This window comes from Sphingobium sp. YR768, from assembly GCF_900111125.1.
Taxonomy (GTDB): domain Bacteria; phylum Pseudomonadota; class Alphaproteobacteria; order Sphingomonadales; family Sphingomonadaceae; genus Sphingobium.
In genome coordinates this window covers 1-25,690 of record NZ_FOGE01000003.1, presented here as the reverse complement: position 1 = coordinate 25,690, position 25,690 = coordinate 1, and the positions used below count along the sequence as shown (strand labels likewise).

The 25,690-nt window shown below is 62.0% G+C and carries 20 protein-coding genes and 1 pseudogene; 4 read left to right on the top strand and 17 right to left on the bottom strand.

The annotated features are described in order from the left end of the window. Window positions 1–18 precede the first annotated feature (18 nt). The 4 genes from BMX92_RS04725 to BMX92_RS04710 are packed head-to-tail and all read right to left on the bottom strand — an operon-like array spanning window position 19 to window position 3,482. Window positions 19–597 (bottom strand): TerD family protein, encoded by a 579-nt coding sequence (locus BMX92_RS04725; RefSeq protein WP_093012745.1) that lies wholly within the window; start codon window positions 595–597, stop codon window positions 19–21. Between the two features lie 15 nt (window positions 598–612). Then, window positions 613–1,686, bottom strand: coding sequence for a DUF475 domain-containing protein (locus BMX92_RS04720; protein ID WP_093012742.1), 1,074 nt, complete (start codon window positions 1,684–1,686; stop codon window positions 613–615). A 27-nt stretch (window positions 1,687–1,713) separates the two neighbouring features. Continuing rightward, window positions 1,714–2,889, bottom strand: coding sequence for a TerD family protein (locus tag BMX92_RS04715; protein WP_093012739.1), 1,176 nt, complete (start codon window positions 2,887–2,889; stop codon window positions 1,714–1,716). Between the two features lie 11 nt (window positions 2,890–2,900). Next, window positions 2,901–3,482 (bottom strand): TerD family protein, encoded by a 582-nt coding sequence (locus BMX92_RS04710; RefSeq protein WP_093012736.1) that lies wholly within the window; start codon window positions 3,480–3,482, stop codon window positions 2,901–2,903. 204 nt (window positions 3,483–3,686) lie between these two features. Between BMX92_RS04710 and BMX92_RS28355 the strand changes: the two are divergent. Both BMX92_RS28355 and BMX92_RS28350 read left to right on the top strand, forming a co-directional pair. Further along, window positions 3,687–4,979 (top strand): annotated as a pseudogene (locus BMX92_RS28355) (AAA domain-containing protein); the annotation flags it as partial. A 1,221-nt stretch (window positions 4,980–6,200) separates the two neighbouring features. Beyond that, window positions 6,201–8,204 (top strand): AAA domain-containing protein, encoded by a 2,004-nt coding sequence (locus BMX92_RS28350; RefSeq protein ID WP_371262287.1) that lies wholly within the window; start codon window positions 6,201–6,203, stop codon window positions 8,202–8,204. Here BMX92_RS28350 and BMX92_RS04700 read toward each other — a convergent pair. The 9 genes from BMX92_RS04700 to cyoA all read right to left on the bottom strand — a co-directional run bounded on the left by BMX92_RS04700 (window position 8,171) and on the right by cyoA (window position 18,664). Beyond that, window positions 8,171–9,166 (bottom strand): ATP-grasp domain-containing protein, encoded by a 996-nt coding sequence (locus BMX92_RS04700; protein ID WP_177184934.1) that lies wholly within the window; start codon window positions 9,164–9,166, stop codon window positions 8,171–8,173. The genes BMX92_RS28350 and BMX92_RS04700 overlap by 34 nt on opposite strands. A gap of 126 nt (window positions 9,167–9,292) precedes the next feature. After that, entirely contained in the window at window positions 9,293–11,719 is a 2,427-nt protein-coding gene (locus tag BMX92_RS26850; RefSeq protein ID WP_143066724.1) for a calcium-binding protein, read from the bottom strand. 163 nt (window positions 11,720–11,882) lie between these two features. Beyond that, complete coding sequence (locus BMX92_RS04690) at window positions 11,883–12,416, bottom strand: response regulator transcription factor (RefSeq protein ID WP_093012726.1); 534 nt, start codon at window positions 12,414–12,416, stop codon at window positions 11,883–11,885. Further along, the gene (locus tag BMX92_RS04685) at window positions 12,406–13,731 is read right to left on the bottom strand and encodes an ATP-binding protein (RefSeq protein ID WP_093012723.1); all 1,326 of its coding nucleotides are present in this window, start codon (window positions 13,729–13,731) and stop codon (window positions 12,406–12,408) included. Before BMX92_RS04685 ends, BMX92_RS04690 begins: the two co-directional genes overlap by 11 nt. Next, window positions 13,728–14,450, bottom strand: coding sequence for an SURF1 family protein (locus BMX92_RS04680; RefSeq protein ID WP_093012720.1), 723 nt, complete (start codon window positions 14,448–14,450; stop codon window positions 13,728–13,730). Before BMX92_RS04680 ends, BMX92_RS04685 begins: the two co-directional genes overlap by 4 nt. After that, complete coding sequence (gene cyoD / locus BMX92_RS04675; protein ID WP_093012717.1) at window positions 14,447–14,923, bottom strand: cytochrome o ubiquinol oxidase subunit IV; 477 nt, start codon at window positions 14,921–14,923, stop codon at window positions 14,447–14,449. The genes BMX92_RS04680 and cyoD overlap by 4 nt, the downstream gene beginning before the upstream one ends. Further along, a complete protein-coding gene (cyoC, locus tag BMX92_RS04670; protein ID WP_093012714.1) occupies window positions 14,920–15,543 on the bottom strand; it encodes a cytochrome o ubiquinol oxidase subunit III in 624 nt (207 codons plus the stop codon). The genes cyoD and cyoC overlap by 4 nt, the downstream gene beginning before the upstream one ends. Window positions 15,544–15,548: 5 nt before the next feature. Next, complete coding sequence (gene cyoB, locus BMX92_RS04665) at window positions 15,549–17,549, bottom strand: cytochrome o ubiquinol oxidase subunit I (RefSeq protein WP_093012711.1); 2,001 nt, start codon at window positions 17,547–17,549, stop codon at window positions 15,549–15,551. A 5-nt stretch (window positions 17,550–17,554) separates the two neighbouring features. Next, the gene (cyoA, locus tag BMX92_RS04660) at window positions 17,555–18,664 is read right to left on the bottom strand and encodes a ubiquinol oxidase subunit II (protein ID WP_093012708.1); all 1,110 of its coding nucleotides are present in this window, start codon (window positions 18,662–18,664) and stop codon (window positions 17,555–17,557) included. A 190-nt stretch (window positions 18,665–18,854) separates the two neighbouring features. Between cyoA and BMX92_RS04655 the strand changes: the two genes are divergently transcribed. After that, complete coding sequence (locus BMX92_RS04655; RefSeq protein WP_093012705.1) at window positions 18,855–20,186, top strand: MFS transporter; 1,332 nt, start codon at window positions 18,855–18,857, stop codon at window positions 20,184–20,186. Here the strand turns inward: BMX92_RS04655 and BMX92_RS04650 are convergent. Together BMX92_RS04650 and BMX92_RS04645 are read right to left on the bottom strand one after the other, a co-directional pair. Beyond that, window positions 20,183–21,052 (bottom strand): glycosyltransferase family 2 protein, encoded by an 870-nt coding sequence (locus BMX92_RS04650; RefSeq protein ID WP_093012701.1) that lies wholly within the window; start codon window positions 21,050–21,052, stop codon window positions 20,183–20,185. The two genes, BMX92_RS04655 and BMX92_RS04650, sit on opposite strands and share 4 nt — an antisense overlap. A gap of 4 nt (window positions 21,053–21,056) precedes the next feature. Continuing rightward, window positions 21,057–22,328, bottom strand: a complete 1,272-nt coding sequence (locus tag BMX92_RS04645; RefSeq protein ID WP_093012699.1) for an ammonium transporter — start codon at window positions 22,326–22,328, stop codon at window positions 21,057–21,059. Between the two features lie 705 nt (window positions 22,329–23,033). Here BMX92_RS04645 and BMX92_RS04640 point away from each other — a divergent pair. Further along, the gene (locus tag BMX92_RS04640) at window positions 23,034–23,444 is read left to right on the top strand and encodes a hypothetical protein (RefSeq protein ID WP_093012696.1); all 411 of its coding nucleotides are present in this window, start codon (window positions 23,034–23,036) and stop codon (window positions 23,442–23,444) included. On the opposite strand, the gene BMX92_RS04635 is transcribed toward BMX92_RS04640, so the two are convergent. Then, on the bottom strand, window positions 23,428–24,174 hold the full coding sequence (locus tag BMX92_RS04635; RefSeq protein WP_093012693.1) for a hypothetical protein: 747 nt from the start codon (window positions 24,172–24,174) through the stop codon (window positions 23,428–23,430). The genes BMX92_RS04640 and BMX92_RS04635 overlap by 17 nt on opposite strands. A 305-nt stretch (window positions 24,175–24,479) precedes the next feature. Then, window positions 24,480–25,484 carry a fatty acid desaturase family protein gene (locus BMX92_RS04630; RefSeq protein ID WP_093012690.1) on the bottom strand — a complete coding sequence of 335 codons (1,005 nt, stop codon included), beginning with the start codon at window positions 25,482–25,484 and terminating at the stop codon, window positions 24,480–24,482. Window positions 25,485–25,690 lie beyond the last annotated feature (206 nt).

The following is a 25,690-nucleotide window of genomic DNA, read 5'->3' as shown; positions in this document are numbered from 1 at the left end:
TTCTCCTTCTCGCCGGCCTTAGCCGACATTGACACCATAGTTGCGCGCCAGCGGGGCAAGGCCGCCCTTATATCCCTGGCCGACCGCGCGGAATTTCCACTCGCCATTATGGCGATAGACTTCGCCGAAGATCATCGCCGTTTCGGTCGAAGCGTCTTCGGCCAGATCATAGCGCGAAATTTCCCGCCCGGTCGCATCATTGACGATGCGGATGAAGGCGTTTGACACCATGCCGAAGCTCTGGCGACGGCCTTCGCCGTCATGGATGGTCACGGCGATCGCGATCTTCTGCACATCGGCGGGAACGCGCGTCAGTTCGACCTTCAGCGCTTCATCGTCGCCGTCGCCCTCGCCGGTGCGGTTGTCGCCGGTATGCTCGACCGAACCGTCCGAAGACCGCAGATTATTGTAAAAGATGAAATCGCTGTCGCCGCGCACCTTGTCGCCGGACGCCAGCAGGAAGGCGCTGGCATCCAGATCGAAATCGGCGCCATCGGTGGTGCGCGTGTCCCAACCCAGACCGATCAGGATCTTCGACAGATTGGGCTCTTCCTTGGACAGGCTGACATTGCCGCCTTTGGACAGGCTTACCGACATGCTTTTCTCTCCTGCTTATGGGTGGTCCAGATGCTCGCCGGTGCCGCTGACCGGGGAGGCGTCCTTGCGGTTGTTCCGCAGCGAATCGTAGAAGGCGATGCCGATCAGCGCCGCGCCGATCAGGCCGGTGACGGTTTCGGGGATTTCGAACCGGACCGACAGCAGCATGATCGCGGCCAGCGCGACGATCGCATAGAAAGCGCCATGTTCCAGATAGCGATATTCGGCCAGCGTGCCCTTGTCGACCAGCATCACCGTCATGGAGCGGACGAACATTGCCCCGATGCCAAGGCCCAGCGCGATGATGAACAGGTTGTTGGACAGGGCGAAAGCGCCGATCACGCCGTCGAACGAGAAGGAGGCGTCGAGTACTTCGAGATAGAGGAAGCCGGCAAGGCCCGACTTCACCACCGCGCCGGTTGCGGCGTCGCCATGTTCTTCCTGCTCCAGCAGCGCGCCGATCGATTGCACGCCGATATAGGTGATCAGGCCGAAAATGCCCGAGGTGATGAAGGTCATCGCCTCTTCCGGGTGGATCAGACGCGAAATGCCGTAGAGCGCCAGCAGGACGATGCCGATCGCCAGACCTGAAATGCGCGACAGGTTGACGAAGGGCCGCTCGATCGGGCCGATCCAGTGAACGTCTTTATCCTCGTCCAGGAAGAAGGTGAGGCCCACCATCGCCAGGAAGGCGCCGCCAAAGCCCGAAATGCCGACATGTGCGCCGGTGATGATCTGTTCGTACCGAACCGGGTCACTGGCCGCCATGGTGATCGCGTCGATCGGCCCCATCTTCGCCGCGATCGCGACGATCGCCAGCGGGAAGACGATGCGCATTCCGAACACGGCGATCAATATGCCCCATGTCAGGAAGCGTCGCCGCCATACCGCGTCCATGTCGCGCAGCACGGTGGCGTTGACCACCGCATTGTCGAAGGAAAGCGAGACTTCCAGCACGCCCAGCACCGCGACGATCCACAGGATGCCCAGCGTGCCGGTGACGCTTCCCGTGATCGTCCAGCCCAGCCATGCGGCCAGCGCCAGACAGATGGCGGTGAAGAGGAAGGAACCCTTATAATATTTGAACACGATAACCCCCGTTTTGCCGCGAACGGCTCAATCCTTGCGACCGGCAACCCAGCGCAGACCCCATCCCAGACTGTCGTCCAGCACCTTCTGGTCGCGCACATAATCCACGATGCGCGTCGCCTTCAGGCGGCCGGCATCATTTTCGATCAGCACGATGCCGCATAGACGGCGATCATTACGGCCTTCGGTCATGCGCACCTCGATCGGTGGCTGGTCCGGCATGGTGACGAGCACCACGCCATCCGTCTGTTGCCAGTTTGGTACGCCGTCGTAAATATTGGCGAACACCGCAATCCGCCGGATGCTGTTCCAGTGGGCGCCGTTGATCCGCATGGTTTCGCCCTGCGACACGTCGCCGGTGCGATCGTCGCCGGACAAAGCGATATAGGGCGGCTCGGCAAAAGCGCCGAAGACATTGCCCAGCGCCTGCACCACGCCCTTGCGCCCGTCCGCCAACTCGAACAGGCAGCCAAGGTCTAGGTCGATCGCCGATCCGCCGCCGAAAAAGCCCTTGCGGCCGCGCGACCAGTTCAGGTTGATGCTGATCTCGCCAAAATGGGCGCCGCGCTTTTCCAGGCTGATCGTCTGGCCCGGCTTTTCCAGCGACACCTTGCTGAGACTGACCGGCGGGGGAGCCGGCGGTGGAGGAGGGGGCGGCGCAGCAGGCGCTTCCTCCGCGACATCGATGCCGAAAGAGCGGGCCAGAGGCGCAAGGCCGCCATTGAAGCCCTGACCCACGGCGCGGAATTTCCACTGCCCGTTGCGGCGATACAGTTCGCCAAAGGTCATGGCCGCTTCGCTCGCACCGGCAAGGGGCGGGCGGAAGTTGAGGGCGGTGCTTCCGCCAGCCGGGGCGACGCTGATGCTCGCCCCGTCGATCAACGCCAGCGTCTGCCCCTTCGCCTGTGCTTCATGGATGGTCACGCAGAACACCACCCGTTCGATTTCGGCGGGCAGGCGCTGAAGATCCACCTCGAACGCGCCGCGTCCCGAACCGGTGACGAAGCGAATGCCGCCGCCGCCACCTTGCGGCTGGTTGTAGAAGATCATGTCCGCATCGCTGCGGACTTTGCCCGATGCCGTCAGCAGATAGGCCGACGCATCGGCATCCACGTCCCGCCCGGCCGCGGGCGTCCATGCGAACGCGACGGTCAATGTGTCGCCGGGAACCGCCGCATTTCCGCCTTGCTGAAGATCGGTCATCTGAGCCTCGATTAAAGAGAAGCGCGAATCGTCTGCATCATGTCCTGGAAGGTGCGGCCGCTCGTGCGGTCGCCCAGCGCCTTCATGTCCCAGCCGTCGCCATTGCGCGTCAGCTTCGCCATCAACTGCCCGGTATGGGAGCCGGCCCCGGTCAGGTCGTAACGGGCCATTTCCTTGCCGTTGGTGGAATCGACCAGCCGGCAATAGGCGTTCTCGATCCGGTCGAAACTGTCGCCCAGGAAGCTGTTGACCGTGAACAGCAAGGTCTGGACGGTCGCGGGCAGGCGGGTGAGGTCGACCTGGATCACTTCATCATCGCCATCGCCCGCGCCGGTGCGGTTGTCCCCGCTATGGACGATGCTGCCGTCACGGGTGGAAAGCTGACGGAACCAGACCTGATCCAGCAAGCTGCCCTGTGCGTCGAACAGCAGGCAGGATGCGTCCAGATCGATTTCGCCGCTACCGCCAACCAGCTTGCCGAAAAAGCCCTTGGCCTTGCGCACGTCCCAGCCCAGACCCATAGAGACGCGGGTCAGGCTGCCGCCACCGGACTTTTCCAGACGGACCGACTGACCCTTTTGCAGACTAACCATGCACACCCTCCGTCAAACCTGCGATCAACCATCGAACCTAAAGCCAATGGCTCACGCTCCGCAATAGCAGCGAAAAGAAATTTCGGTTTCAACATATCGACTTGCTTAACAACTCTGTCATTTCTTTAGCAGTTTGACCGGGGCATTTTTTTGACAAAAGATCATGCCGGGCAAACTCTTTTCTGAAATGGATTCGCAACACCGATGATGGTCGAAACGGAGCGGCTGCTGGCGCTGCTCGACTATGTCGAGGCAACCGAGCGCGATCGCCTGTCGACCGTGCTCGATATGGCGGATTATCGCGGTTTTCGTCGTGCCGGCGAAGATGTGATCAAGCTGCCGGGCGTATTGGTCAATGTGCGCGACGGGGATGATCATGTCTGGCTGCGCGTGGACCGTCTGGTGCGCTGCCCGCCGCCGCCGCCCGAAAATGCCGAACTGCGCAGATGGATCGCACTGCCCGACGATGTCGGAACGACTCCCGCATTGCGGCCCGAAATCCCCGATCCTTCGCCATCGGACGCGAATGATCTGCAAGCCGTGCTGCGGGTGCAGGACCATCCGGACCTTCCGCATCTGGAGGCTTTGCTGGCTGGCTATGTCCGCGAAATCTGGTCGCCCTGGGCGCTGGAGGAGCGGCCGCGGCGCCATGCGATCGATCTGTACAACAGCCTCTTCTCCTTGCGGCAGGCGCTGGATGGCGCTTCGGAGCAACCCGTCGAACTGCTCTGGGGCATTGGCGTCGCGCGCTGGACCTATCATGGCGCAAAGCTGCATCATCCGTTGCTGGGTGTTCCCGTCGAACTGACGCTCGACGAGCAGAGCCATGCCATCACCCTGCGCCCGCGTAGCGAGTCGCCGACGAGCATCGAAAGCGCGCCGCTCGATGCCATGGAGGCGCCTTCGGTCAATGAGTGGCGCAGCGGGACGCAACGCTATCTCGACGCATCGGAAGGAGAGGGCGTCAGTCCGTTCACCCCAGAAAGTTTTGCGCCGGTTCTTCGGCGGGCGGTGGCGCTGCTCGATCCGGACGGCCATTATCTACCCGATCTTGGCGAACGCAGACCGCCAAGTGGCGATATGTTGCAGGTGGATGATCGCTGGGTGCTGATCGAACGGACCCGTCGTGCGACGCAGTTGATGGACGATCTGCGCCGTTTTCGCTCCGAAATCGAACAGATTGTCGATGTCGAACAGATTCCGCCGGCTGTGCGCACCCTGTTGCAGGCGCCGGCCGATGCCGCTGCTCCGGCCAATTATCCCGACTATCGCGGCGTTTCCACCATTCCGGGCGTCACCTCATCCGATGGCTCGGGCGAGGATCTATTCTTCCCCAAGCCGTTTAACCGCGAGCAGGTGGAGGTCATCCAGCGACTGGCCACGCGGCCGGGCGTCGTGGTGCAGGGGCCGCCGGGGACCGGCAAGACCCATACGATCGCCAACATCATCAGCCATTATCTGGCGCAGGGAAAGCGCGTGCTCGTCACGTCGCAAAAGGCGCCCCCGCTCAAGGTGCTGCGGGAAAAATTGCCGGCCGCGGTGCGGCCGCTGGCTGTCAGTCTGGTGGAAAGCGATCGGGACGGTCTGAAACAATTTCAGGAATCGGTCGATATCATCGCCGATCGGCTGCATCGCACGCGCCCTAGCGAAGTGGCGCGGCAAATCGCTGCGCTCGACGTTCGTATCGAGACGCTGCATCGCGGCCTTGCGGCGATCGACCGGCAGGTGGACGAAATCGGTCGCGGATCGATGACCGCCGTCATTCTCGATGGCACAAGGATCGAACCGGCTGAAGCGGCGCGACGGCTGGTGGCCAAAGCCGATCTTGCCGGGTGGTTGCCGGATGCCATCGATGTCATCGCCTCTCATGAACCGACATTTGACGATGAGACGATCGTTCGCCTGCGGGCCGCGCGCAAAGAGGCGGGAGACAGGCTGGTCTGCCTCAACGATGCGTTGCCGTCGGATATATTGCCCACCGCCGAAGGGCTGATTGCGCTTCATCAGGATTTGCTGGAGGTCGAGCGGATCGAGCAGGCGACGAGTAAAGCGGAAGCGCTGGCACCCGGCGCATCGATCGAGGGGGTGTCCGCTACCCGGCAGCAGGCGGCGGCGCTGAAGGATGCACTGCGCGACGCTGAAACAGCCTCCTTCGGTTGGTCGCGGGCAATATTGCAACGGTGGCGGGCCGATGCTGACGATGCCATTCTCGTCGCCCTTGCCGGGCTGGACGCCGATGTTGGGGCGCTGGCCGGGGAAGAGCGGCATTTTCTGGTTCGCCCTGTGACGCTGCCCGATGGCGCACAAATGGATGCCGCGTTCCGGGAGACCGTTGGCAAACTGGCGCGGGGCGAAGAACTGGGCCTGATCCAGAATCTGTTCGCGCGTCAGTTGAAGGGCCAGATTGCGAGCGTGCGGCTTTCCGGGCGTCCGATTTCGGGGGCGGGGGAATGGGCCGATGTCGACCGCTATCTTTCCGCGCTGGATCAGGGGCAGAGGGTGGCGGCCGCCTGGAACAATGTCAGCGGGCAGGCGGGACTCGATCCCGCCGGTGGAGAGGAACCTGCCATTGCAGAGGCGATGCGTCGCCAACTCCAGCATCTGGCTGACCTGCGCGGTCTTGCGAACGGGGAACGCCGCTTGCAGCAGGAATTACGCAGCCTGCTGCCCGATTGGTCGGGCAGGATCGCGGGAGATTCCGTTGCTCTTGATGCGCTGATGACGTTGCTGGATCGGCATCTGCTTCGCGCCCGCCTGTCTGCGGCCCATGAGACGCGCGAGCGGTTGCGTGGCATAGCCGCCAATATGGAGGGCGCGGTTGGGAATGCGCTCCGATCCGTGCTGGGTGCTGAACTGGGCCTGGCCGCAACCGATGCGGCATTGATGGGAGAGCGCTGGTCCGCCGCGCTTGGCGAAGTGGCCCATTTGCGGTCACTGGCGCCCTGTTTCTCCGATATTCGTCAATTGAGCGCGCTGATCGAGGAAAATGGCGCGCCATCCTGGGCGCTGGCCTTGCGCACGGAAGCGGTGACCGGCGTCGAGGATAGCTGGACGCCTGGTGACTGGCGCGACCGCTGGACCTTGCGGCGGATGCATAGCTGGCTTGGCCGTATCGATCTGCACGACCAGTTGCGGACATTCGGACGCGAACGCACGGAGCATGAAGAGCATCTGCGCCGGGCCTATGAGGAATCGATTGAACTGCGGACCTGGTGCCGGCTTGCCGAAAAGGCGAGCGATCAGGTGCGATCGGCGCTCGCCGCTTATGCCCAGGCGATGCGGAAGATCGGGCGCGGCACCGGTATTCGCGCGGGCCGTTATCGGCAGGATGCGCGTGCGGCGGCCGATCGCGCGAAAAATGCGCTGCCTTGCTGGATCATGCCGCATTATCGCGTGTCGGAATCCTTGCCGGCCGAACTGGGCCTGTTCGATCTCGTCGTCGTAGATGAGGCGTCGCAATCGACACTTGCCGCGCTGCCGGCACTGCTGCGCGCCAAACAGGTTCTGATTGTGGGGGATGATCGTCAGGTCAGCCCGGATGCCGGTTTTCGTGAAGAAGCGCGGATGAATCTTCTCGCGGCGCGCCATCTCGGTAGCCAGCTTGACGATTATCGGTCTGCCCTGCGCGAAGAGAAATCGCTCTATGATCTTGGCACCGTCGTCTTTGCCGGGGGCGCCATCTTGCTGAAGGAGCATTTTCGCTGCGTCGGGGCGATCATCGAATATTCGAAGGCGCAGTTCTACGCGCATCAACTTGTGCCGTTGCGTCTGCCCTCAGCCTCCGAACGGCTTGATCCGCCTCTAGTCGATATTCTGGTCGAGGATGGCTATCGCAAGGGCAAGGTCAATCCGCCGGAGGTCGACTGCATTGTCGACGCGATCGGGCGGATTGCCGATGACCCGGCCATGCGGCACCGCTCGATCGGTGTCACCACCTTGCTGGGGCAGGAGCAGGCGATCGCGATCCTGACCGCTATCGAGCAGGTGCTGGGCGCCGAAATCATGCTGCGTCACGATATTCGCGTCGGGGAACCTGCCGCCTTTCAGGGGGATGAGCGCGACATCATGTTCGTGTCGCTAGTTGCTGATCGTGGCAGTTCGGGCCTGTCCGGCGTTGGGTTCGAACAGCGATTCAATGTCGCGGCCTCCCGTGCACGCGATCGTATGGTGCTGGTTCGTTCGGTGGAGATGGAAGATCTGCGCCCGTCCGACAAATTACGGCGCAGTCTGATCGAGCATTTCCATGCGCCCTTCGCCGCCGAGACGGGGCTTGTCGCGGATCGCCGCGCACGCTGTGAAAGTCCGTTCGAACAGGAGATGTACGACCTGCTGGTCGAACGCGGCTATCGCGTGGACACGCAAGTCCCGGTCGGCAGCAAGCGGATCGATCTGGTGGTCGAAGGCGCTGATGACCGGCGTCTGGCGATCGAATGCGATGGCGATCGCTATCACGGACCGGAACAATGGCCGGATGATATGGCGCGCCAACGCATGATCGAACGTGCTGGCTGGACGGTGTGGCGCTGTTTCGCCTCCCGCTTCATCCGCGAGCGGCAGGCGGTGATCGATGAACTGGTCGCTGTGCTGGCTGCGCGCGGCATCATGCCGGAAACGGGTGAACTGCCGCCCAGCCGTCACACCGAACATCGGCGCTGGCGCAGCACGCCGCTGCAAACCGATCCGGTCCCCTATGCCTGGCTGGTGCCTGCCGATCCCTTCTGACGCGGTTCTGCCTGCACCATGGCGATGACTTCGGTGTCGATATCCGCTTCGAAGGGCGTCGCCGTGCCCGTCACCACATCGATCCAGGTCGCGCAGAAGGGGACACCGGCCGCGTCGCAATAGGATGCGCCGCCAGCCGCGCGGGCGTTGATCTCCAATATGCGCCAGTTGCCATGACGGTCTTGCTTATACTGGACGTTCACGGCGCCGTGCAGTCGGTGGCGACGGACCAGTTCCGTCGCATGCGTGGTTAGTTCATGCCGGGTCTGGATGCGTTGCCGGTTGGCGTCCAGCTTGGTCCGCACGGCTGCCAGCATCACTGTGCCGCGATCGGCGACGATGTCGACCGACGCTTCAAGGCCCGGCAGATGCTCCATAACCAGAAGCGAGAAACCGTCGCCGACCTCTTCGGCATGGCGGAGCGAGGCGGCATAGACCTCCGGCGCGATCCGCCGTGCATCGGGATCGGCGAGATGCGCCAGCGGCCCGTTGGCGTCCAGCGTCCAATAGCCCGCACCATAGACGCCCCGGCTGGGCTTCACGCAGGCTGATGCGCCATAGCGCGTTGTCGCATCCACGGCTGCCTCGAACGCGGCGGCCGTCGTCACCCATGTCGTGGGGCACAGATAGGGATCGTCGGCCAGCGAAGCGCTGAACGCCGCCTTGTCGTCCAGCAGGTCCAGCGTGTCGACATCGGCCGCGATATGAACGTGAATGCCGTTCGCCGCGAACCGATCCAGCGCTCTTGCCACGCCGATCTTGCCGCGTTGGGGCACCAGTGCTTCTATGCCGCGCTGCGTGGCGGTGTCGATCAGCCAGTCGGTATAGTCCGTCTCGCCCTTGCCCGGCTCCGTCCAGAAGAGGGGCGACACGTCCCGCACCGGCGAATCATGGTCGATGGCGCTGACGCACAGTTGAATATGCGGCCGATCCGCGACGATACGGCGCACAAGGTTGCGCATGGAAAAGGATTGATTGAACCAGACTCGCATCCGCGCGCGCTGCCCCCCGATCTGACAAGCTTTGATGACATGTCAGCCTAGCGCGCGTGCAGGGGCTTGTCGCATGCCGAATGTGCGTCAAGTGCTTCAGGTGAAGACGAAATCCGACAGGGCGAGGCTGGTCTTGTCGATCCCGTCCAGGATCAGCACCTTGCCGCCGCCAAAATCGAAAATGGTGTCATCGCCATCCTGCACGGCGATCGCCATCACCTCGATGAAGCTATCATAATCCTCGCCGACGACGACGTTGATGCTGTCGTCCGTGCCGTCACCAGCCGTGAAGTCCATGATCCGTTGTACGCCGACGCCAAAGACGTTGAAAATATCGTCGCCGTCCCCGCCATAGATGCGGTCATTGCCACCGCCGCCCATGATATAGTCGTCGCCGCCCCCGCCATAGAGGACATTATTGCCGCTGCTGCCATAGATGGCGTCGCCCACCTCGCTGCCGCGCGCATTCTCGAAATCGCGGAATTTGTCGCCCGTTCCGTCTGCGCCATAGGCGGTGCCGCTTTCCAGATAAAGGCTGACCCAGTGGGTAGACCCTTCATAGCTGATCGTGTCGATGCCCGCGCCGCCGTTCATCCGGTCGGCGCCGCGCCCGCCGATGATGAGGTCATTGCCCGATCCGCCGCGCAATATGTCGTCGCCATCGCCGCCCTCGATCCGGTTGTTGCCGGTGTCGCCGGCCAGTTCGTCGTCCTGCGCGCTGCCGATCAGCCGTTCGAAGCCGCTGAAACTGTCGCCCTGCGCATCCCCGCCCGACGCGGTTCCGGTGCCGAGGTTGACGGAAACGCCAAGGCTGGAACTGCTATAGTCGAGCGTATCGGTGCCCAGGCCGCCGACCATCACGTCCGCGCCCAGTCCGCCGCGGATCATATCGTTGCCCGCGCCGCCATCCAGTTGATCGTCACCCGCGCCGCCGATCAGCAGGTTGGTCTGGCCATTGCCGGTCAGAATGTCGTTCTTGCTGCTGCCCTCGACATGGCTGAAATTCGCCAGCGTGTCGCCGTCTGCATGGCCGCCCGACGCGGTCTGGGTCAGCAGGTCGACCTGAACGCCGGCGGTCGATCCGGCATAGCTGACCGTGTCGCCGCCGCCACCGCCGTCCATATCATCCGCGCCCGCGCCGCCGGTCAAAATGTCCCGCCCGTCGCCGCCGCGCAAAATATCGTCGCCATCGCGGCCGAACAGCCGATTGGCGCCGCTGTCGCCGGTCAACTGATCATCATGGGCGCTGCCGATTAGCCCTTCGATCGAGAAGAAGCTGTCGCCAATCGCCTCGCCCAGCGTGCCGACGCCCGTTTCCAGATTGACGGCGACCGCAGAGGCGGCCTGGCTATAGCTGGCGCTGTCCCGCCCGAAGCCACCATCCAGTTCGTCTGCGCCAGCGCCGCCCAGCAATATGTCGTCGCCATCCCAGCCGATCAGCAGATCATCGCCGGCCCGGCCCAGCAGCGTATCGTCCGCCAGCGCGCCGGCCAGCATGTTGTCGGCGGCATTGCCAGTGCCGCGGAAATCCGCTGTATCATCGACATTGATCAATATTTCGACATTGTTGCCCAGCTTATCAGCGGGCAGGCCCCAGACAACGACCTGATCCATGCCTTCGTCTGCATTTTCGACCACCGTATCGCCCAGGCTGTTCACGACATAGATATCGTCATCCTGCCCGCCTTCCATATGGTCGTCGCCCAGGCCGCCTTCCATTATGTCATAGCCATCGCCGCCCAGCAGCGTGTCGTCGCCATCATAGCCATAGAGTGTGTCGTCGCCGTTCAGGCCGATCAGGACGTTGGCCTGCATATTGCCAGCGATGTCGTTATCCTCATCATTGCCGGTGCCATCGATCGCGTCCGACCCGTCCAGCAGCAGCGCTTCGACATAGGCGCCGAGCGTGTAGCTGGTGGTCGTGATCACCATGTCATAGCCGCCATCTTCCAGTTCCACGACTTGGTCGGACAGGGAGTCCACGACGAAGAGATCGTCGCCCGCGCCGCCATCCATCTGGTCGTCACCGGCCCCGCCATCCAACCAGTCGCTGCCGTCTCCGCCATAGAGCCGGTCATTGCCGTCACCGGAATCGAGATAATCGTCGCCCGCCAGCCCGTAGAGTTCGTCCGCGCCATAGCCCGAGATCACGATGTCCAGATCGCTGCTGCCGGTCAGTATCTTGTCGCCATGGGCCAGACCGGCATTCAATATGTGCCAGCTCATGCTGACGGAATCCGCGCTGAAATTGTTCATCGCGGTGAAGGTCAATGTTGCATCGGCGACATCCTCACCGGAGGGAAAGCCGATATAGATGGGCACCGTCTCGGAGTCCCAGCCATAGCCGCCGGTGCTGCCGCCAATGCCGGAATTCACGTCATAATAAGTGTAGTTCCAGCTTGTTTCGTAGAAGGATTCGCCCGTCTCCGGATCATTATAGCCGTCAACTGTATAGTCGACCTGCATGTCAAAGCTGTTAGAGTCGCGATCGACGGAAAACCAGTATCCGATGGAACCTGACATGACCTACTCCCGCTTCATCTTTGTTACGGGAGCGTTTATACTATTTTGCCTGTTTTAACAAGAAACGCCGGATATTCGACTGTCGATATTGAGTGCTTTGAGGCAATAAATAGATAGTAAATTCAGATATTTGGCTATTGCTTCATGGATGGCCGAAAATATCTCAACCAACCTGTCTTTTGGCGAGCTTCCGGGCCAGCGTGCGGCGATGCATGCCCAGGCGCCGGGCGGCTTCCGAAATATTGAAGTCGCTGTCCTTGAGGACTTCGTGGATATGCTCCCATTCCAGCGTCTTGATCGATGTCGGGCGCGGGGCGAGGGGCGTATCCGGGTCGCCGCCAGACCGGGCGAAGGCGGCCTCGATATCGTCGGTGTTGGACGGTTTGGCGAGATAGTTGGTTGCGCCCAGCTTGATCGCATCCACGGCCGTCGCGATGCTGGCAAAGCCAGTCAGCACGACGATCAGCATCGCGGGATCATGGGCATGGAGCGCCTGAACGCAGGCCAGCCCGGATTGCGGGCCGAGCTTCAGGTCGACCACCGCATAGCCGGGCCGGTTGGCGGCGAGCAGATCGTTGACGGCCTCCAGACTGTCGGCCAGCAGCACATCATAGCCGCGCCGTTCGAAGGAGCGTTTCAGGGTACGGGCAAAGCCTTCGTCATCCTCCACGATCAGGAGTTGCTTGTCAGTCAGCATCGCTTTCCTCCTCCAGCGCCAGCGTGGCGAAGGGCAGGCGCAACTGGATCATCGCCCCGCCATCCGCACCATTGCTGGCATCGACCCGGCCGCCCAGCTTGCGCACGACATTGACTACCAGAAACAGGCCCAGTCCGCCGCCCTGCCGGCCCTTGCTCGACCGATAGGGCTTGCCGACATCGGCCAGCATGTCCGGGCTGAACCCCTTGCCATTATCGCGCACTGTGATGTGCAGCCACTGGCTGTCCCGGCTGATCATCATGTTGATGTAGGATGCGCCCGCTTCGCGCGCATTGTCCAGCAGGTTGGTGACGGCCTGACGGATCACCGGATCGGCGACGATGCGGGGATAATCATGCGGGCCGAAATCGCAGCGCAGCGGCATGCCCGCATTGGCGGCGCGCCAGTCGCGGGCGATGATCTCTATGAAGCTGCGGACGTCAGTGGCCTGCGGGGCTTCGCCACGGGCTTCGCCCGCCGACATCAGGATGCCGGTCAATATGGATTTGCAGCGCTTCACCGCCGCTTCCATTTCTTCCACTTCCTCGACCAGAGCGGGATGCTTTTTGATCTGGGGCATATGCCGCCAGTCGCCCAGCACTACGGCGAGCTGCGCGAGCGGGGTGCCCAGCTCATGGGCGGCGCCCGATGCCAGCAGCCCCATGCGGATGATATGCTCCTCTTCCACCGCCTGTTGCCGCAACCGCGCCAGATAGGCTTCGCGCTGTTGCAGATTATGCGTCACGCGGGTCATGAACAGCACCAGCAGCACCGCGATCATCGTGACGCAGACCCATGTGCCGATGATATGCAGGTCGAACAAATGGCCTTCCAGCGAGTCGCTCAGGTCCAGCGGTCGATAGAAGACGGTCAGCATCGCCGCACAGGCGGAGGAGGCCGCCACGATACCCCACACGCTCCAGCGGTGCAACAGCACCACGCCCAGCGCCACTTGCAGCAGATAGAGCGAGATGAACGGGTTGGTCCCGCCACCGCTCAGATAGAGTTGCGTAGTCAGGGCCAGCACGTCGAACAGTAGCGCCAGAAACAGTTCGGCATGGGTGATGTCGGCCCGCCGCCGCAGGATCATCAGGCTGCCGAAATTCATCAGCACCGCGATGCAGGGGACCACCAGCATCGATTGCAGCGGCAGATGGATGTTCATGCCGAAATGCACGACCAGGATCGTCGCGATTTGTCCGGCGATGGCGATCCAGCGCAATTGCACCAGCAAGGCCATGTTGCGGCGCCCGGCGGCGTCGGCGGGCCACTGGCTGGGGAGCCAGCGGATACGCTTGACCGGCTCGCTGTTCATCCCTGGCGATCTTTTCCCGACTGGCGCATCACGATGATGTAGCCCCCCACGGTCATCGCCGCCAGCACGAACCATGTGATGGCATATTGCAGGTGACTGTTGGGGAAGGAAATGACGGTGAGGCCGCCGACGGGCAGGGCGGACGGGGAGGGGGTAGCGCCTGCATCGATGAAATAGCTGGCTTCGACACCGTTCAGCTTGCGCGCATGGCCGATGGCGGCGACATCGCGCGAATACCAGCGGTCGGCAGCCGGATCGTTGCTGCGCAGGAAGCCACCGTCCGGTTCGGTAAGGCGCAGCAGGCCGACGACCTGCACCTTGCCTTCGGGCCGGTCATAGCGGACCTTGCGGTCGGGCACGAAGCCGCGGTTGATCAGGGTGATCTTGCCGTCCTCCCGGCGCAGCGGCGCCATCACCCAGAAGCCGGGACCGCGCACCGTAACGGCCTGCGTCAGGGCGGTCTTGTCATGCAGGAAGGTGCCGGTCAGCGAGACGCGGCGATATTCGTCGTCCTTGGTCGCAATCGCGGGTGCGGGGACCGGCGCGGCGTGGATGCGGGCATCGACACGGGCGATCAGGTCGCGCTTCCAGGCGAGGCGTTTGACTTGCCAGATGCCGAGCGCGGAGAAACCGGAAAAAAGGATCAGGGCGATCAGCGTCAGCCCGATCAGGAAAGCCGGGGAGCGCTTTGCACGCCCCCCGGTGTTCGCCGTTGTCACGGCATGTCGCTCATGTTCGCCATGGCATTCATGTCATGACCGGCCATGTCGTGGGTCATTTCACCCGTGGGATCGCTCGGCATCGTCCCGGACATTTCCATGTCGCCATGCGGCATCATGTTGGTGTTGAGGTGATACATGACCCAGGTCGAACCCGACAAAGTGATGACGATCAGCACGACTGTCAGCATCATCGCCATGAACGACCAGCCGCCTTCGACGCGGGTGTTCATGTGCAGGAAGTAGATCATGTGGACGACCACCTGGACGGCGGCGAAGGCCAGGATGACGAAGCCGGTCAGCTTCGGATCGCCCAGCACGCCGGACATGACCAGCCAGAAGGGAATGGCCGTCAGGATCACCGACAGGCCGAAACCGATCATGTAGCTGCCCATGGTCCCATGGGCGCCATCTTCATGATGGTCGTCATGCCCGTGGCCGTGGGCGTCGTGGCTATGGACAGCGTCGCTCACCGCAGGACTCCCATCAGATAGACAAAGGTGAAGACGCCGATCCAGATGACGTCGAGGAAGTGCCAGAAGAGGCTGAGGCACATCAGGCGACGCTTGTTGGCCGGGATCAGACCCTTCTTGGCCACCTGCACCATCAGCGTGATCAGCCAGATCGAACCGAAGGTGACGTGCAGACCGTGGGTGCCGACCAGCGTGAAGAAGGACGACAGGAATGCCGAACGCCACGGACCCGCACCTTCATGGATGAGGTGCGAAAATTCGTAGAGTTCGATGAACAGGAACGCCCCGCCGAACAGCAGCGTGACGAACAGCCAGGCCTGGGTGGCGCTGACCTTGTTCTTTTCCATCGCCAGCATGGCGAAGCCATAGGTGATCGACGAGAACAGCAGCATCGCGGTGTTGAGCGCGATGAGCGGCAGGTCGAACAGATCCTTGGGGCCGGGGCCACCGGCGAAGCTGCCGCCGAGCACGGCATAGGTGGCGAACAGGATGGCGAAGATGAGACAGTCGCTCATCAGGTACATCCAGAAGCCCAGCATGGTGCTGTGGCCTTCGTGGAGGTGCGGTTCCTCGGGTAAATGATATACCCGAGGTTCCGTGTTTGCAGTTGCGCTGCTCATGGGTGTCAGACTCCCGCCGCGAGGATGCGCGTGCGCTCTTCCTCGGTGCGCGTGACCACATCCGCGGGGATGTAATAATCGCGCTTGTAGTTGAAGGTGTGGAAGATCGCGAAACCGACCATGCCCAGGAAGCTGAGGCCTGCGAGCCACCAGATGTACCAGATGAGGGCAAAGCCGCACAGCGTGGCCAGACCGGCGAGGATGACGCCAGTGCCGGTGCCGCTGGGCATGTGGATCGCTTCATAGCCGCTCAGCGGACGCTGATAGCCATGCTTCTTCATGTCCGCCCAGCTGTCGGCATCGTAGATGACCGGCGTGAAGGCGAAATTATACTCCGGCGGAGGCGAGCTGGTCGCCCATTCCAGGGTACGGCCATCCCACGGATCGCCTTCCACCTTATATTCGTCGCGCTTCCAGATGGAGACGGCGAACTGCACCAGCATCGCACCAATGCCTGCCGCGATGATCACGGCGCCGATGGCGGCGATGATGAACCACTTCTGGAGCGACGGGTCGTCGAACACGCGCATGCGGCGGGTCACGCCCATCAGGCCCATGATGTAGAGCGGCGTGAAGGCGAGCCAGAAGCCGATCTGCCAGCACCAGAAGGACACATGGCCCCAGAACTGGTTGAGCTTGAAGCCGAACGCCTTGGGCCACCAGTAGTTGATTGCCGCGAACAGGCCGAACAGCACGCCGCCGATGATCACGTTATGGAAGTGCGCGATCAGGAACAGCGAGTTGTGCAGCACGAAGTCGGCAGGGGGAACCGCCAGCATCACGCCGGTCATGCCGCCGATCGTGAAGGTCAGCATGAAGGCCACGGCCCACATCATCGGCAGTTCGTAGCGGATCTTGCCGCGATACATGGTGAAGAGCCAGTTGAAGAGCTTTGCACCCGTCGGGATCGAGATGATCATCGTCGTGATGCCGAAGAAGCTGTTGACGCTGGCGCCCGAACCCATGGTGAAGAAGTGGTGCAGCCACACCAGGTAGGACAGCACCATGATGGTGCAGGTGGCGTAGACCATCGACGTATAGCCGAACAGACGCTTGCCGCAGAAGGTCGAGACGACTTCCGAGAACACGCCGAAGAGCGGCAGGATGAGGATGTAGACTTCGGGGTGACCCCAGATCCAGATCAGGTTCACGTACATCATCGGATTGCCGCCGAAGTCGTTCGTGAAGAAGTTGGTGCCGGCGTAACGGTCCAGCGAGAGCAGGACCAGGGTTGCGGTAAGAATGGGGAAGGAGGCCACGATCAGCACGTTGGTGCAGAGCGAGGTCCAGGTGAAGACCGGCATCTTCATGAGCGACATGCCGGGCGCGCGCATCTTGATGATGGTGGCGAGCAGGTTGATGCCCGACAGGGTGGTGCCGACACCGGCGACCTGAAGCGACCAGATATAATAGTCGACGCCGGTCGCGGGGCTGTAGGCCAGACCCGACAGCGGCGGATAGGCCAGCCAGCCGGTCTGCGCAAATTCACCCAGGAACAGCGAAGCCATGACCAGAACCGCACCGCCAGCCGTCATCCAGAACGAGAAATTGTTCAGGAAGGGGAAGCTGACGTCGCGGGCGCCGATCTGAAGCGGGACGATGTAGTTCATCAGACCCGTCACGAACGGCATGGCCACGAAGAAGATCATGATCACGCCGTGGGCGGTGAACACCTGATCATAATGGTGCGCGTTCAGATAGCCTTCATTGCCGTTGAAGGCCATGGCCTGCTGGCCGCGCATCATGATGGCGTCGGCAAAGCCGCGCAGGAACATGATAAGGCCCAGCACCATGTACATGATGCCGATTTTCTTGTGGTCGACGCTGGTGAACCATTCGTTCCAGAGATAGCCCCAGAGCTTGAAATAGGTCAGCGCCGCGACGAGCGCCGCACCGCCCAGCATCACGCCGCAGAATGTCGCGACGACGATGGGTTCATGCCATGGGAATGCATCCCATGTCAGACGACCGAAGATCATCTGTGTTGTTGTGAGTGTGCCTGTCATGGGCCTTACCGATGCTGCGCGTGCGCGTCAGCGCCGCTGGGAGAGGTATGATCAGCCGAAGCCGCACCCGGTGCGTCAGGGGCGGTTTCCTGCCCGTTGTTCACGTCGGACTGCTCGATCGAATGGCTGTTGGGCAGGTCATATTTCAGACCTTCCGTTTCCTTCGCCGATTCCTTGCCGGCGCCGCCCATCTGGTCGATGTGCATCAGTTCGTTCATGCAACGCTGACCGGGCTTGACGCACATATTGACCACGGCATCGAACAGCTTCGCTTCGCTGGTGCCATAATAAGCGACGGGCGCCTTTTCGGTCGGCTTGGCAAGGGTCAGATAGGCCGCGCGGTCAAGCGGGGTCTGGCTGGCCTTCACCTTGGCCACCCAGGCGTCGAAGCCGGCGCGGTCCATGGTCTTGTAGCCGAAGCGCATATGGGTGAAGCCCGCGCCCGAGAAGTTGGCGGAGAAGCCGGTGCTGGACACGGGCTTGTTGGCGACGGCGTGAAGCTGCGTCTTCATGCCGGGCATCGCATAGATCTGGCCGGCAAGTTCGGGAACGTAGAAGCTGTTCATCACGGTCGATGCGGTGATGTCGAAGCGGACCGGAACATTGGTGGGCAGGGCCAGTTCGTTGACCGTGGCAATACCCAGTTCAGGATAGATGAAGAGCCATTTCCAGTCGAGCGCGACCACTTCGACCGTCAGCGGCTTTACCTTGGGGTCGATCGCGGTGGTCGAGTCGATCCGGTCGAGCGGACGATAAGGATCCAGCTTGTGCGTGCTAACCCAGGTCACGGCGCCCAGCGCGATGATGATCAGCAGCGGGGCCGACCAGATCAGCAGTTCCAGCTTGGTGCTATGATCCCAGTCGGGGTCATAATCCTTGTCGACCGCGTCGTTCGTGGCGCGATAGCGCACCGCGAACCATACGACCATCGCCATGACGGGGATGACGATGAGGAGCATCAGCGCGACTGAAATCAGGATCAGATCGCGTTGCTGCACCGCAATGTCGCCCGACGGGTTCATCACGACCCAGTTGCAGCCCGCCAGCGGCGCCGCAAGAATCGGAGCGGACCAGCGCAAACGCCTGATCCAGTTGGGGGAGAGTGGGTTAGCCATGGCGCGCGCCTAATCCTTCCGCACAGAGTCGGATAGTGGGCAATTTGTCCAATTGTGTGCGAACGCAAAAAATGTTTGGGATGTGGGATACTGCTTAGACTCTGCGTGTTTTCTGTTATGCTGTGATTCCACGGCCACTGGCAGACGACACAACAACCGCACCGGTGGCCCTGCCAAGGAGCGGATGTCTATGAGTTCTGGGGCCATTGCCTTCACCTCCACGCCACTTGAGGATGATGCGCGCAACATCAATGCGCGCGACCATTCCATCGCGCCGGGTGATATTTCCATCGGGGTGATCATCGGTCGCACCTCCGAGTTTTTCGATTTCTTCGTGTACGCGATCGCTTCCGTGATCGTGTTTCCGCACCTGATCTTTCCCTATGTGGATGCCCTGACCGGCACCCTCTATTCCTTCGCCATCTTTGCCGTCGCGTTCGTCACCCGGCCTCTGGGATCGCTGATCTTCATGGCGATCGACCGGCGCTATGGCCGCGGCACCAAGCTGACGGGCGCCCTTTTCCTGCTGGGCAGTTCCACCGTCGCGATCGCCTTTCTACCGGGATATGAGACGATTGGCCACTATGCTGCGGTCGTCCTGATCATTTTGCGTGCGGCGCAGGGTATCGCGCTGGGTGGCACCTGGGATGGTCTGGCCTCGCTCCTGTCGCTCAACGCACCACAGCATCAGCGTGGCTGGTATGCCATGGTGCCGCAACTCGGCGCGCCGCTGGCCTTGATCGTGGCGAGCGGCCTGTTCGCTTTCTCCATCCTCAACATGACCGAAGCCGACTTCCTCGACTGGGGCTGGCGTTATCCCTTCTTCGTGGCATTCGCGATCAACGTCGTGGCGCTGTTCGCCCGGCTGCGCATCGTGGTGACGCATGAATTCGAACGGCTGTTTGAACAGCGCGACCTGCAACCCTCGCCGGTGCTGCCGACCCTTCAGAAGGAAGGGCGCAATATCATCATCGGCGCGTTCGCGCCGCTGGCCAGCTTTGCGCTGTTCCATATGGTGACGGTGTTCCCGCTCTGCTGGGTCGCGCTCTATACCGACCAGCCGCTCGACCGCTTCCTGATCATCGAGATGATCGGTGCGTCCGTCGGCCTGCTCGCCATCGTCGTCTCCGGCTTCATCGCCGACCAGATCGGTCGTCGTTCGCTGCTCGGCTGGTCGGCGCTGGGCATTGCGATCTTCGCACTGATGGCGCCGCTGCTGCTGAATGGCGGGGAACTGGGTGAGGTCGCCTTCATGATCTTGGGCTTCATGCTGCTCGGCTTGTCCTTCGGTCAGTCGTCGGGTGTGGTGGCTTCCAACTTTGCGACGGAAGCGCGCTATACCAGTTCGGCGCTGACGTCCGACCTTGCCTGGCTGGTCGGTGCAGGCTTTGCGCCGCTGTTGGCCCTGCTGCTGTCGGTGAAGTTCGGTCTGGCCGCTTCGGGCATCTACCTGCTGTCCGGTGCCGTCGCGACGATGGTCGCGCTATACGTCAACAAGGAACTGGCCGGGCGCGATCGTTAAATCGCGCGCCGCATTCGCTGAAGCGCCTTTCGGTCGAACCATCCGGTCAGGCCGGGGCGTGGACGCCAGCGGGGCAGCCAGTCCGCATAGAGGCTGGAAAGACGCGCGGGGAGGCCATCTGGTCCCTCGCGCGTCATGATGTCCGACACGATCCGGTTCTGGTAGAAACGGACCGAGTAATTGATCAACCTTTTATATTGCATGGTCCATGTCGACGGGCGGGCAAGGCCCACCATTTCGGCCAGAAAGCCCGCATCGTCGCAATGCCTCACCCGGTTATGCACCCAATGGCTGTCATCCTTCAGATCTGTATGCGCCCAGGCGGCGACCAACCCGTCATCGCCGATAAGATCGTCGGGCAGGCGCAGTCCGCGCCGCCGTATCGCCGCGACGAAGCGGCCGGACAGCGCATAGAGATCGCCGAACAGCCCGCCTTCGGCCCGCAATCCCTCCCGATAGGCCTGCGCCATGCGGCCGTTCATCGGCATGCCCGCAACGGCGTTCGCCTGCGGGTGCGCGGCCAGATCGGCCACCAGCGCGTCGAAGGAGCCGGGCATGATTTCCGCGTCGCCATCCATGAAGATCACGGCCGCTTCGGTCCCAGTGAGCAGATGATGGACGAAATGATTCCAGGTCCGCGACTTGCCGCCCTGTAGGATGTCATGGACGATGATGTTCGTCCGGTCGCCCGCCGCCGCCCTGGCCCGTTCGACGGTCGCGTCGGTGGTGCCGTTCACCAGCACATGAAAGACGGTGTCTGCCCGGTCGAGCGGCAGCGAGGCGAGGCAGAGGGCGATCCGGCGCTCCTCCTGATGGGCGAAGATCGCCACGGCGACGGAGGCAGGAGGCAGGGGCGCGGCGACCATGGCCTTAGCGGAAGTCCCAGCCCTGCTGGCCATGCTGCACGCCGTCCAGCCCGTCGGCCTCATCCTGCGGGCTGACCCGCATCGGGATGATGACGGAGACGATCAGCGCCGCGATCGCGCTGCCGACCATAGCCCACAGCGCCACCACGACCACGCCGATGACCTGGCTGACCAGCGCGCCGGTCAGACTGATATTCGCGTCGAACCCGACTCCGCCCAGCAGCGGCAGGACGAAGACCGGCAGCAACAGCGCGCCGGTGATGCCGCCCAGCCCGTGGATGACGAAGACGCCCGCGCCGTCATCGATGCGGCGGCCGATAATCGCATAACCCAATCGGCATATAAGGGCGGCGATCAGGCCGATCAGCATCGCGCCCCCGGTGCCGACCAGCGCCGCCGAGGCCGATATGGCGGCGATCCCCGCCAGCGCGCCCGACATGATGCCGGTCGCGCTGCTGCGCGCGCCCATGATCTTGTCCAGCAAGGCCCAGGTCAGCGCGGCGGCGCAGGCGGCGAAATGATGGTTGAGAATGGCGGTCGCGGCATCATCCGTCGCGCCGAGCGCCCAGCCGCCGACCACGCCGGACAGGCCGACCCACAGCAGCGCGCCGCCTGCCATACTCAGCACCGGCGCATGGCCCGTCGCCGTCGCGTCGCGCCGCGCCCCCACGATCAGCGCCAGCGCCAGCGCGGAAAAGCCCGCCAGCCCATGCACCACCAGCCCGCCGGCAAAATCCATGACGCCAAGGTTAGCGAGCCAGCCGCCGCCCCAGGCCGCATGGGCGACCGGCACATAGACCAGCAGCAGCCAGAGCGGCGTGAAGCCGATCCACCAGCCGATCGGCGTCCGCTCCGCCACCGCGCCCACCATCAGGCAGGCGGCCAGCAGCGCAAGGCCAAGCTGAAACAGCACGAAAGCCGATTCGGGGATGGTCAGCGCGTCGCGCAACTGGCCCAGATTGGCGAGCAGCAGGTTGGCGCCGCCGCCCAGCCAGTCGCCACCGGGCGCATAGGTCAGGCTGTAGCCCGCAATCGCCCATGTCAGCGACGCCGTCGCCACGATCCCCGCGCCCTGCGCCATCACCGACAGCGCGCTGCGCACATTCACCCCGCCGGCATAGCGCAGCATCAGCCCCGGCAATGCCGCCAGCAGCACCAGCAGCGCGCACAGGATCATCCACCCGGTATCGCCGCTATCGGCCACCGCCACCTGCGCAAAGGCAGGCCGGGGCAGCGCCAGCGCGGCGAGGAAGGGCAGGGCAAGAGGAAAGCGCATCGGTGGGGCCTGACTGTCAAAACTGGCAAGGGTCTAGCGGAAGGCTGGTAAAGTTTTCGATAAGCAAGGGGGTGGCGTTTCGGGCAGGGGCGTCCGGCGGAGGGGCAACGCGACGGTGCGGCCGAAGTTCACACTGTTGTCGGGCTTTTTCGGCCCGAAGCGTCCGCGAAGCGCCTGTAACGCGCCGCCGAAGCATCTCCGACGCGCCACTTGGGTCACGGTGACGCGACACGGGTGGCCAGAGTGACGCGATGTGGGCGCGTGACCGGCGCGTTGGGCACGCGATGACGGGGCGTGGAGAAGAGGGCGGCTGTTCCATCCATCAGGATAGATCAAACAAAATCCTACATTGGAAGGGGGATTATGACCGATTGCGGAATGTCCGGTCCGGAAACCCGGCGTGCGGATAGCAGAGGCTTGCACGGCGTTGGCTCCGGCTGAATAGCTGGTGCCATGAAGCCGACGTAAGCGCTCATTTTTCCGTCGTACCGACAATCGTCCGGGCTGCCATGAAACTTATGCGCTTCTCCGGATTTGCAGGTAGAAGATGAGAGCATTTTCCCAGCTGGCGTGAGGGGTTGCCCTTTGCCCAGGTTGCTCCTATGTTCCTGAGTCAGTTGGGGGAGGTCTCATCGACCATCATGCGCCAGAGCAAGACTCTATTCATGATCTTGGCGTATTATGGAGTCCAGGAGACGCTAGAATATGTTGGCAGTCAGCAAGGCGCACGACCAGGTATTTCTTTACGAGCCGGCCATTGGTCTTTCGGTTCCCGTTGTGCTTGACCTGACTACGACCAAAGTTCGCATCGCGGTCCCCAAAGTTGCAGACCTCAATGAAAATTTCTTTGCCATCGAAGATTTGTCCGAACTTGGCCAGATCGTCCCTGGGCACGGTGCATTTCTGGACGCCGGCATAAATTTTTCCAGATTTTATTCGAAGCGGTTCAGAACCGAAATCGGCTCTGGCGCGACCACCGTTGCCAGTCTTCGCAAGCTCGTGAACCAGCATTATTCAAAGGTCAAAAGTCGGAAAGCGGGCAAGGCAAAGAAAATTGCCGCATCGGAGGCCGATGACCCATTGGCAGCCATGGAAGCCGCTATGGTGTTAGGTTGAGATGAGTATGCAAGAGGCGCAATAAGCTCTCGTCGGCGGATTTCTGTGTCTTGGCTATTGGGCGCGCAGCCCCTGTGCTGGAGATGATGCCTGCGTTCAGTAACTGCCTGTAGGAGGAGCGGCTGAACTCCACGTCCCGGTTCATCCGGGTTAGTTCTGGCATGCTCAAATCATCGGTATCTCGCGAACGCCAAGTTTCATAGACCTTGTGCAACCAGTCCTCATTGATCGAGATCATGTCGCTGAACGTCATATAATGCTCGACAAGAAGGCCGGTTTTGCGCACTCGGATGTCGGTTGCTACCATGCGCCATCCAAATATTCCCGGTCTTTTTAGTTTATCATAGTCAATCTTGACGATGCTGATCAGCCCTTTGTCCTGCATTTCGCTAAAATAGCGCAAAACAGTCTTAAAATCGTCCATGAGCCGCAAATGTGTACGAAAGCGAAGATAATCGCGAATGTGGCATAACCGAAACCAGGGGTAACGCTGCAAAAGGACGGGCCGGGCGCATTTTTCCAGGGCGGTCGCAGACTTCTTCTCACTCACATCCGAAATAAGGTTGAAGCGATCGAAAAGATCATCAGCGAAAGTCCGTACTTCTGCCCGCGATTCTTCGCGCAGCATGTCGAGATAGGGAATGTCGCACAACCGGTCACCATTCACGATATTATCGAGGGAGGTGCGTTTTTCTTCCGTATCGATCTCGTTAAGGTCGAACCGTCCCAATCTCTGCCCCTTTCGGATAGCGCAACAGCGCCTTACATTAGCGAAACTTCACTGCTGTTCCAGACTGATTCCGGCACAGATGCCTTATGCGAGACGCAGCATCACCATCCTGCATTGAAGCGCCCTGGCGACTTCGCACCATGCGCGAGGTGCCCTAGATCAATGATGCGGTGTCCCAAGCCACGTCACGATCCCAATGTCCGCTTCCCGGAGCAGGAAAATCGCTGTCAAACGGCGGGGGCTGGTACAAAAGCGTCATCTGCAAAGATGTTATGACGTCATGAATGATATCTGCGCTACCGAATTCACCGCTTCACCCCGGAAGCCACCCCAACTCCATCCCCCTTCACCGGCATCAACTCCCGTATCACCCCCCAATAGCCCCGCGTCACATGCGCGTCTGCGGCATAGGCGGGGTCCTGCATCATATGCCCATGCAGGCGGCGCAGATTGTGCCAGGGGACGGAGGGGAACAGATGATGTTCCAGATGATAGCTGACATTGAGCGGCCCGATCAGGACGCGGTCGACCAGCGTGGGGAGGATGGTGCGGGTGCCGTTCAGTTCGCTGGTGTCGGCGACGCCATTATGTTCGGCCATCGCCCGGATGCGGTTGAAGATATTGGCCCATAGATATTGGGGGATCAGGAACAGCCCCAATATCTGCCAGCGCCAGGGCGACCAGAGGACGAGGCCGTAGACCACCACCGCCCACACAATATAGCGGATGCGCAGCGCCAGCCGATAATCGAAGCCGAAGCGGCGGGGATTGTGGAAATTGGCGAGCGGTGACCAGACCCGCGCGGCGCGGGCGACGCGATAATAGTTGAGGCCGAACAGGCTGCGCAGGAACAGCACGACCATGCCCGCGCCATCCTTGGGGAAATGCTGGTCCGGGTCCTTGCGCTGGACCCGATAGTCATAGTCGCGCGGCGTGTTGGTATGGCGGTGATGCACCATATGCGCCACGCGATACAGGTCGACGCTGAACGCCAGCGGGTAGGCGACGAACAGGTCGCCGATCAGATCATTGGCCCGGCGATTGCTGAACAGCATATTGTGGCAGGCTTCATGCATCATCACCGCCAGACACTGGATGCGGGTGCCGATGACGAAGCCGGCCAGCAGATAGACGGGCAGGCTGTCGGCCCGGATCGCGACCACGCAAGCGCCGATCATCACTGCCCACTGAAAGACGAGCAGCAGCGCATTGCGTATATTGGGAATGACGGAAAGCTGGCGGATCAGCGGCATCGTGCCGCGGCGCGAATAGCGATATCCCGCCGGCCGCTCATGGGCGCTGTCTTCCATGGCGGGCCTCCCTATGCCGTATAAGTCTGTCCATCATGCTATGGATGGTGCGATGCAGCGTCAAGCATTGCGCCCTGACGGGCGGGATTGCGGCTTCTAGAGTCGGATGACATCAGATTGATCCGTATCCGGAATTGATGAGATATTTGCGGCATTCTGCGGGACTGAAAGCATCGAGCAGCGATCCGATGCGGCGCCATGTTGCT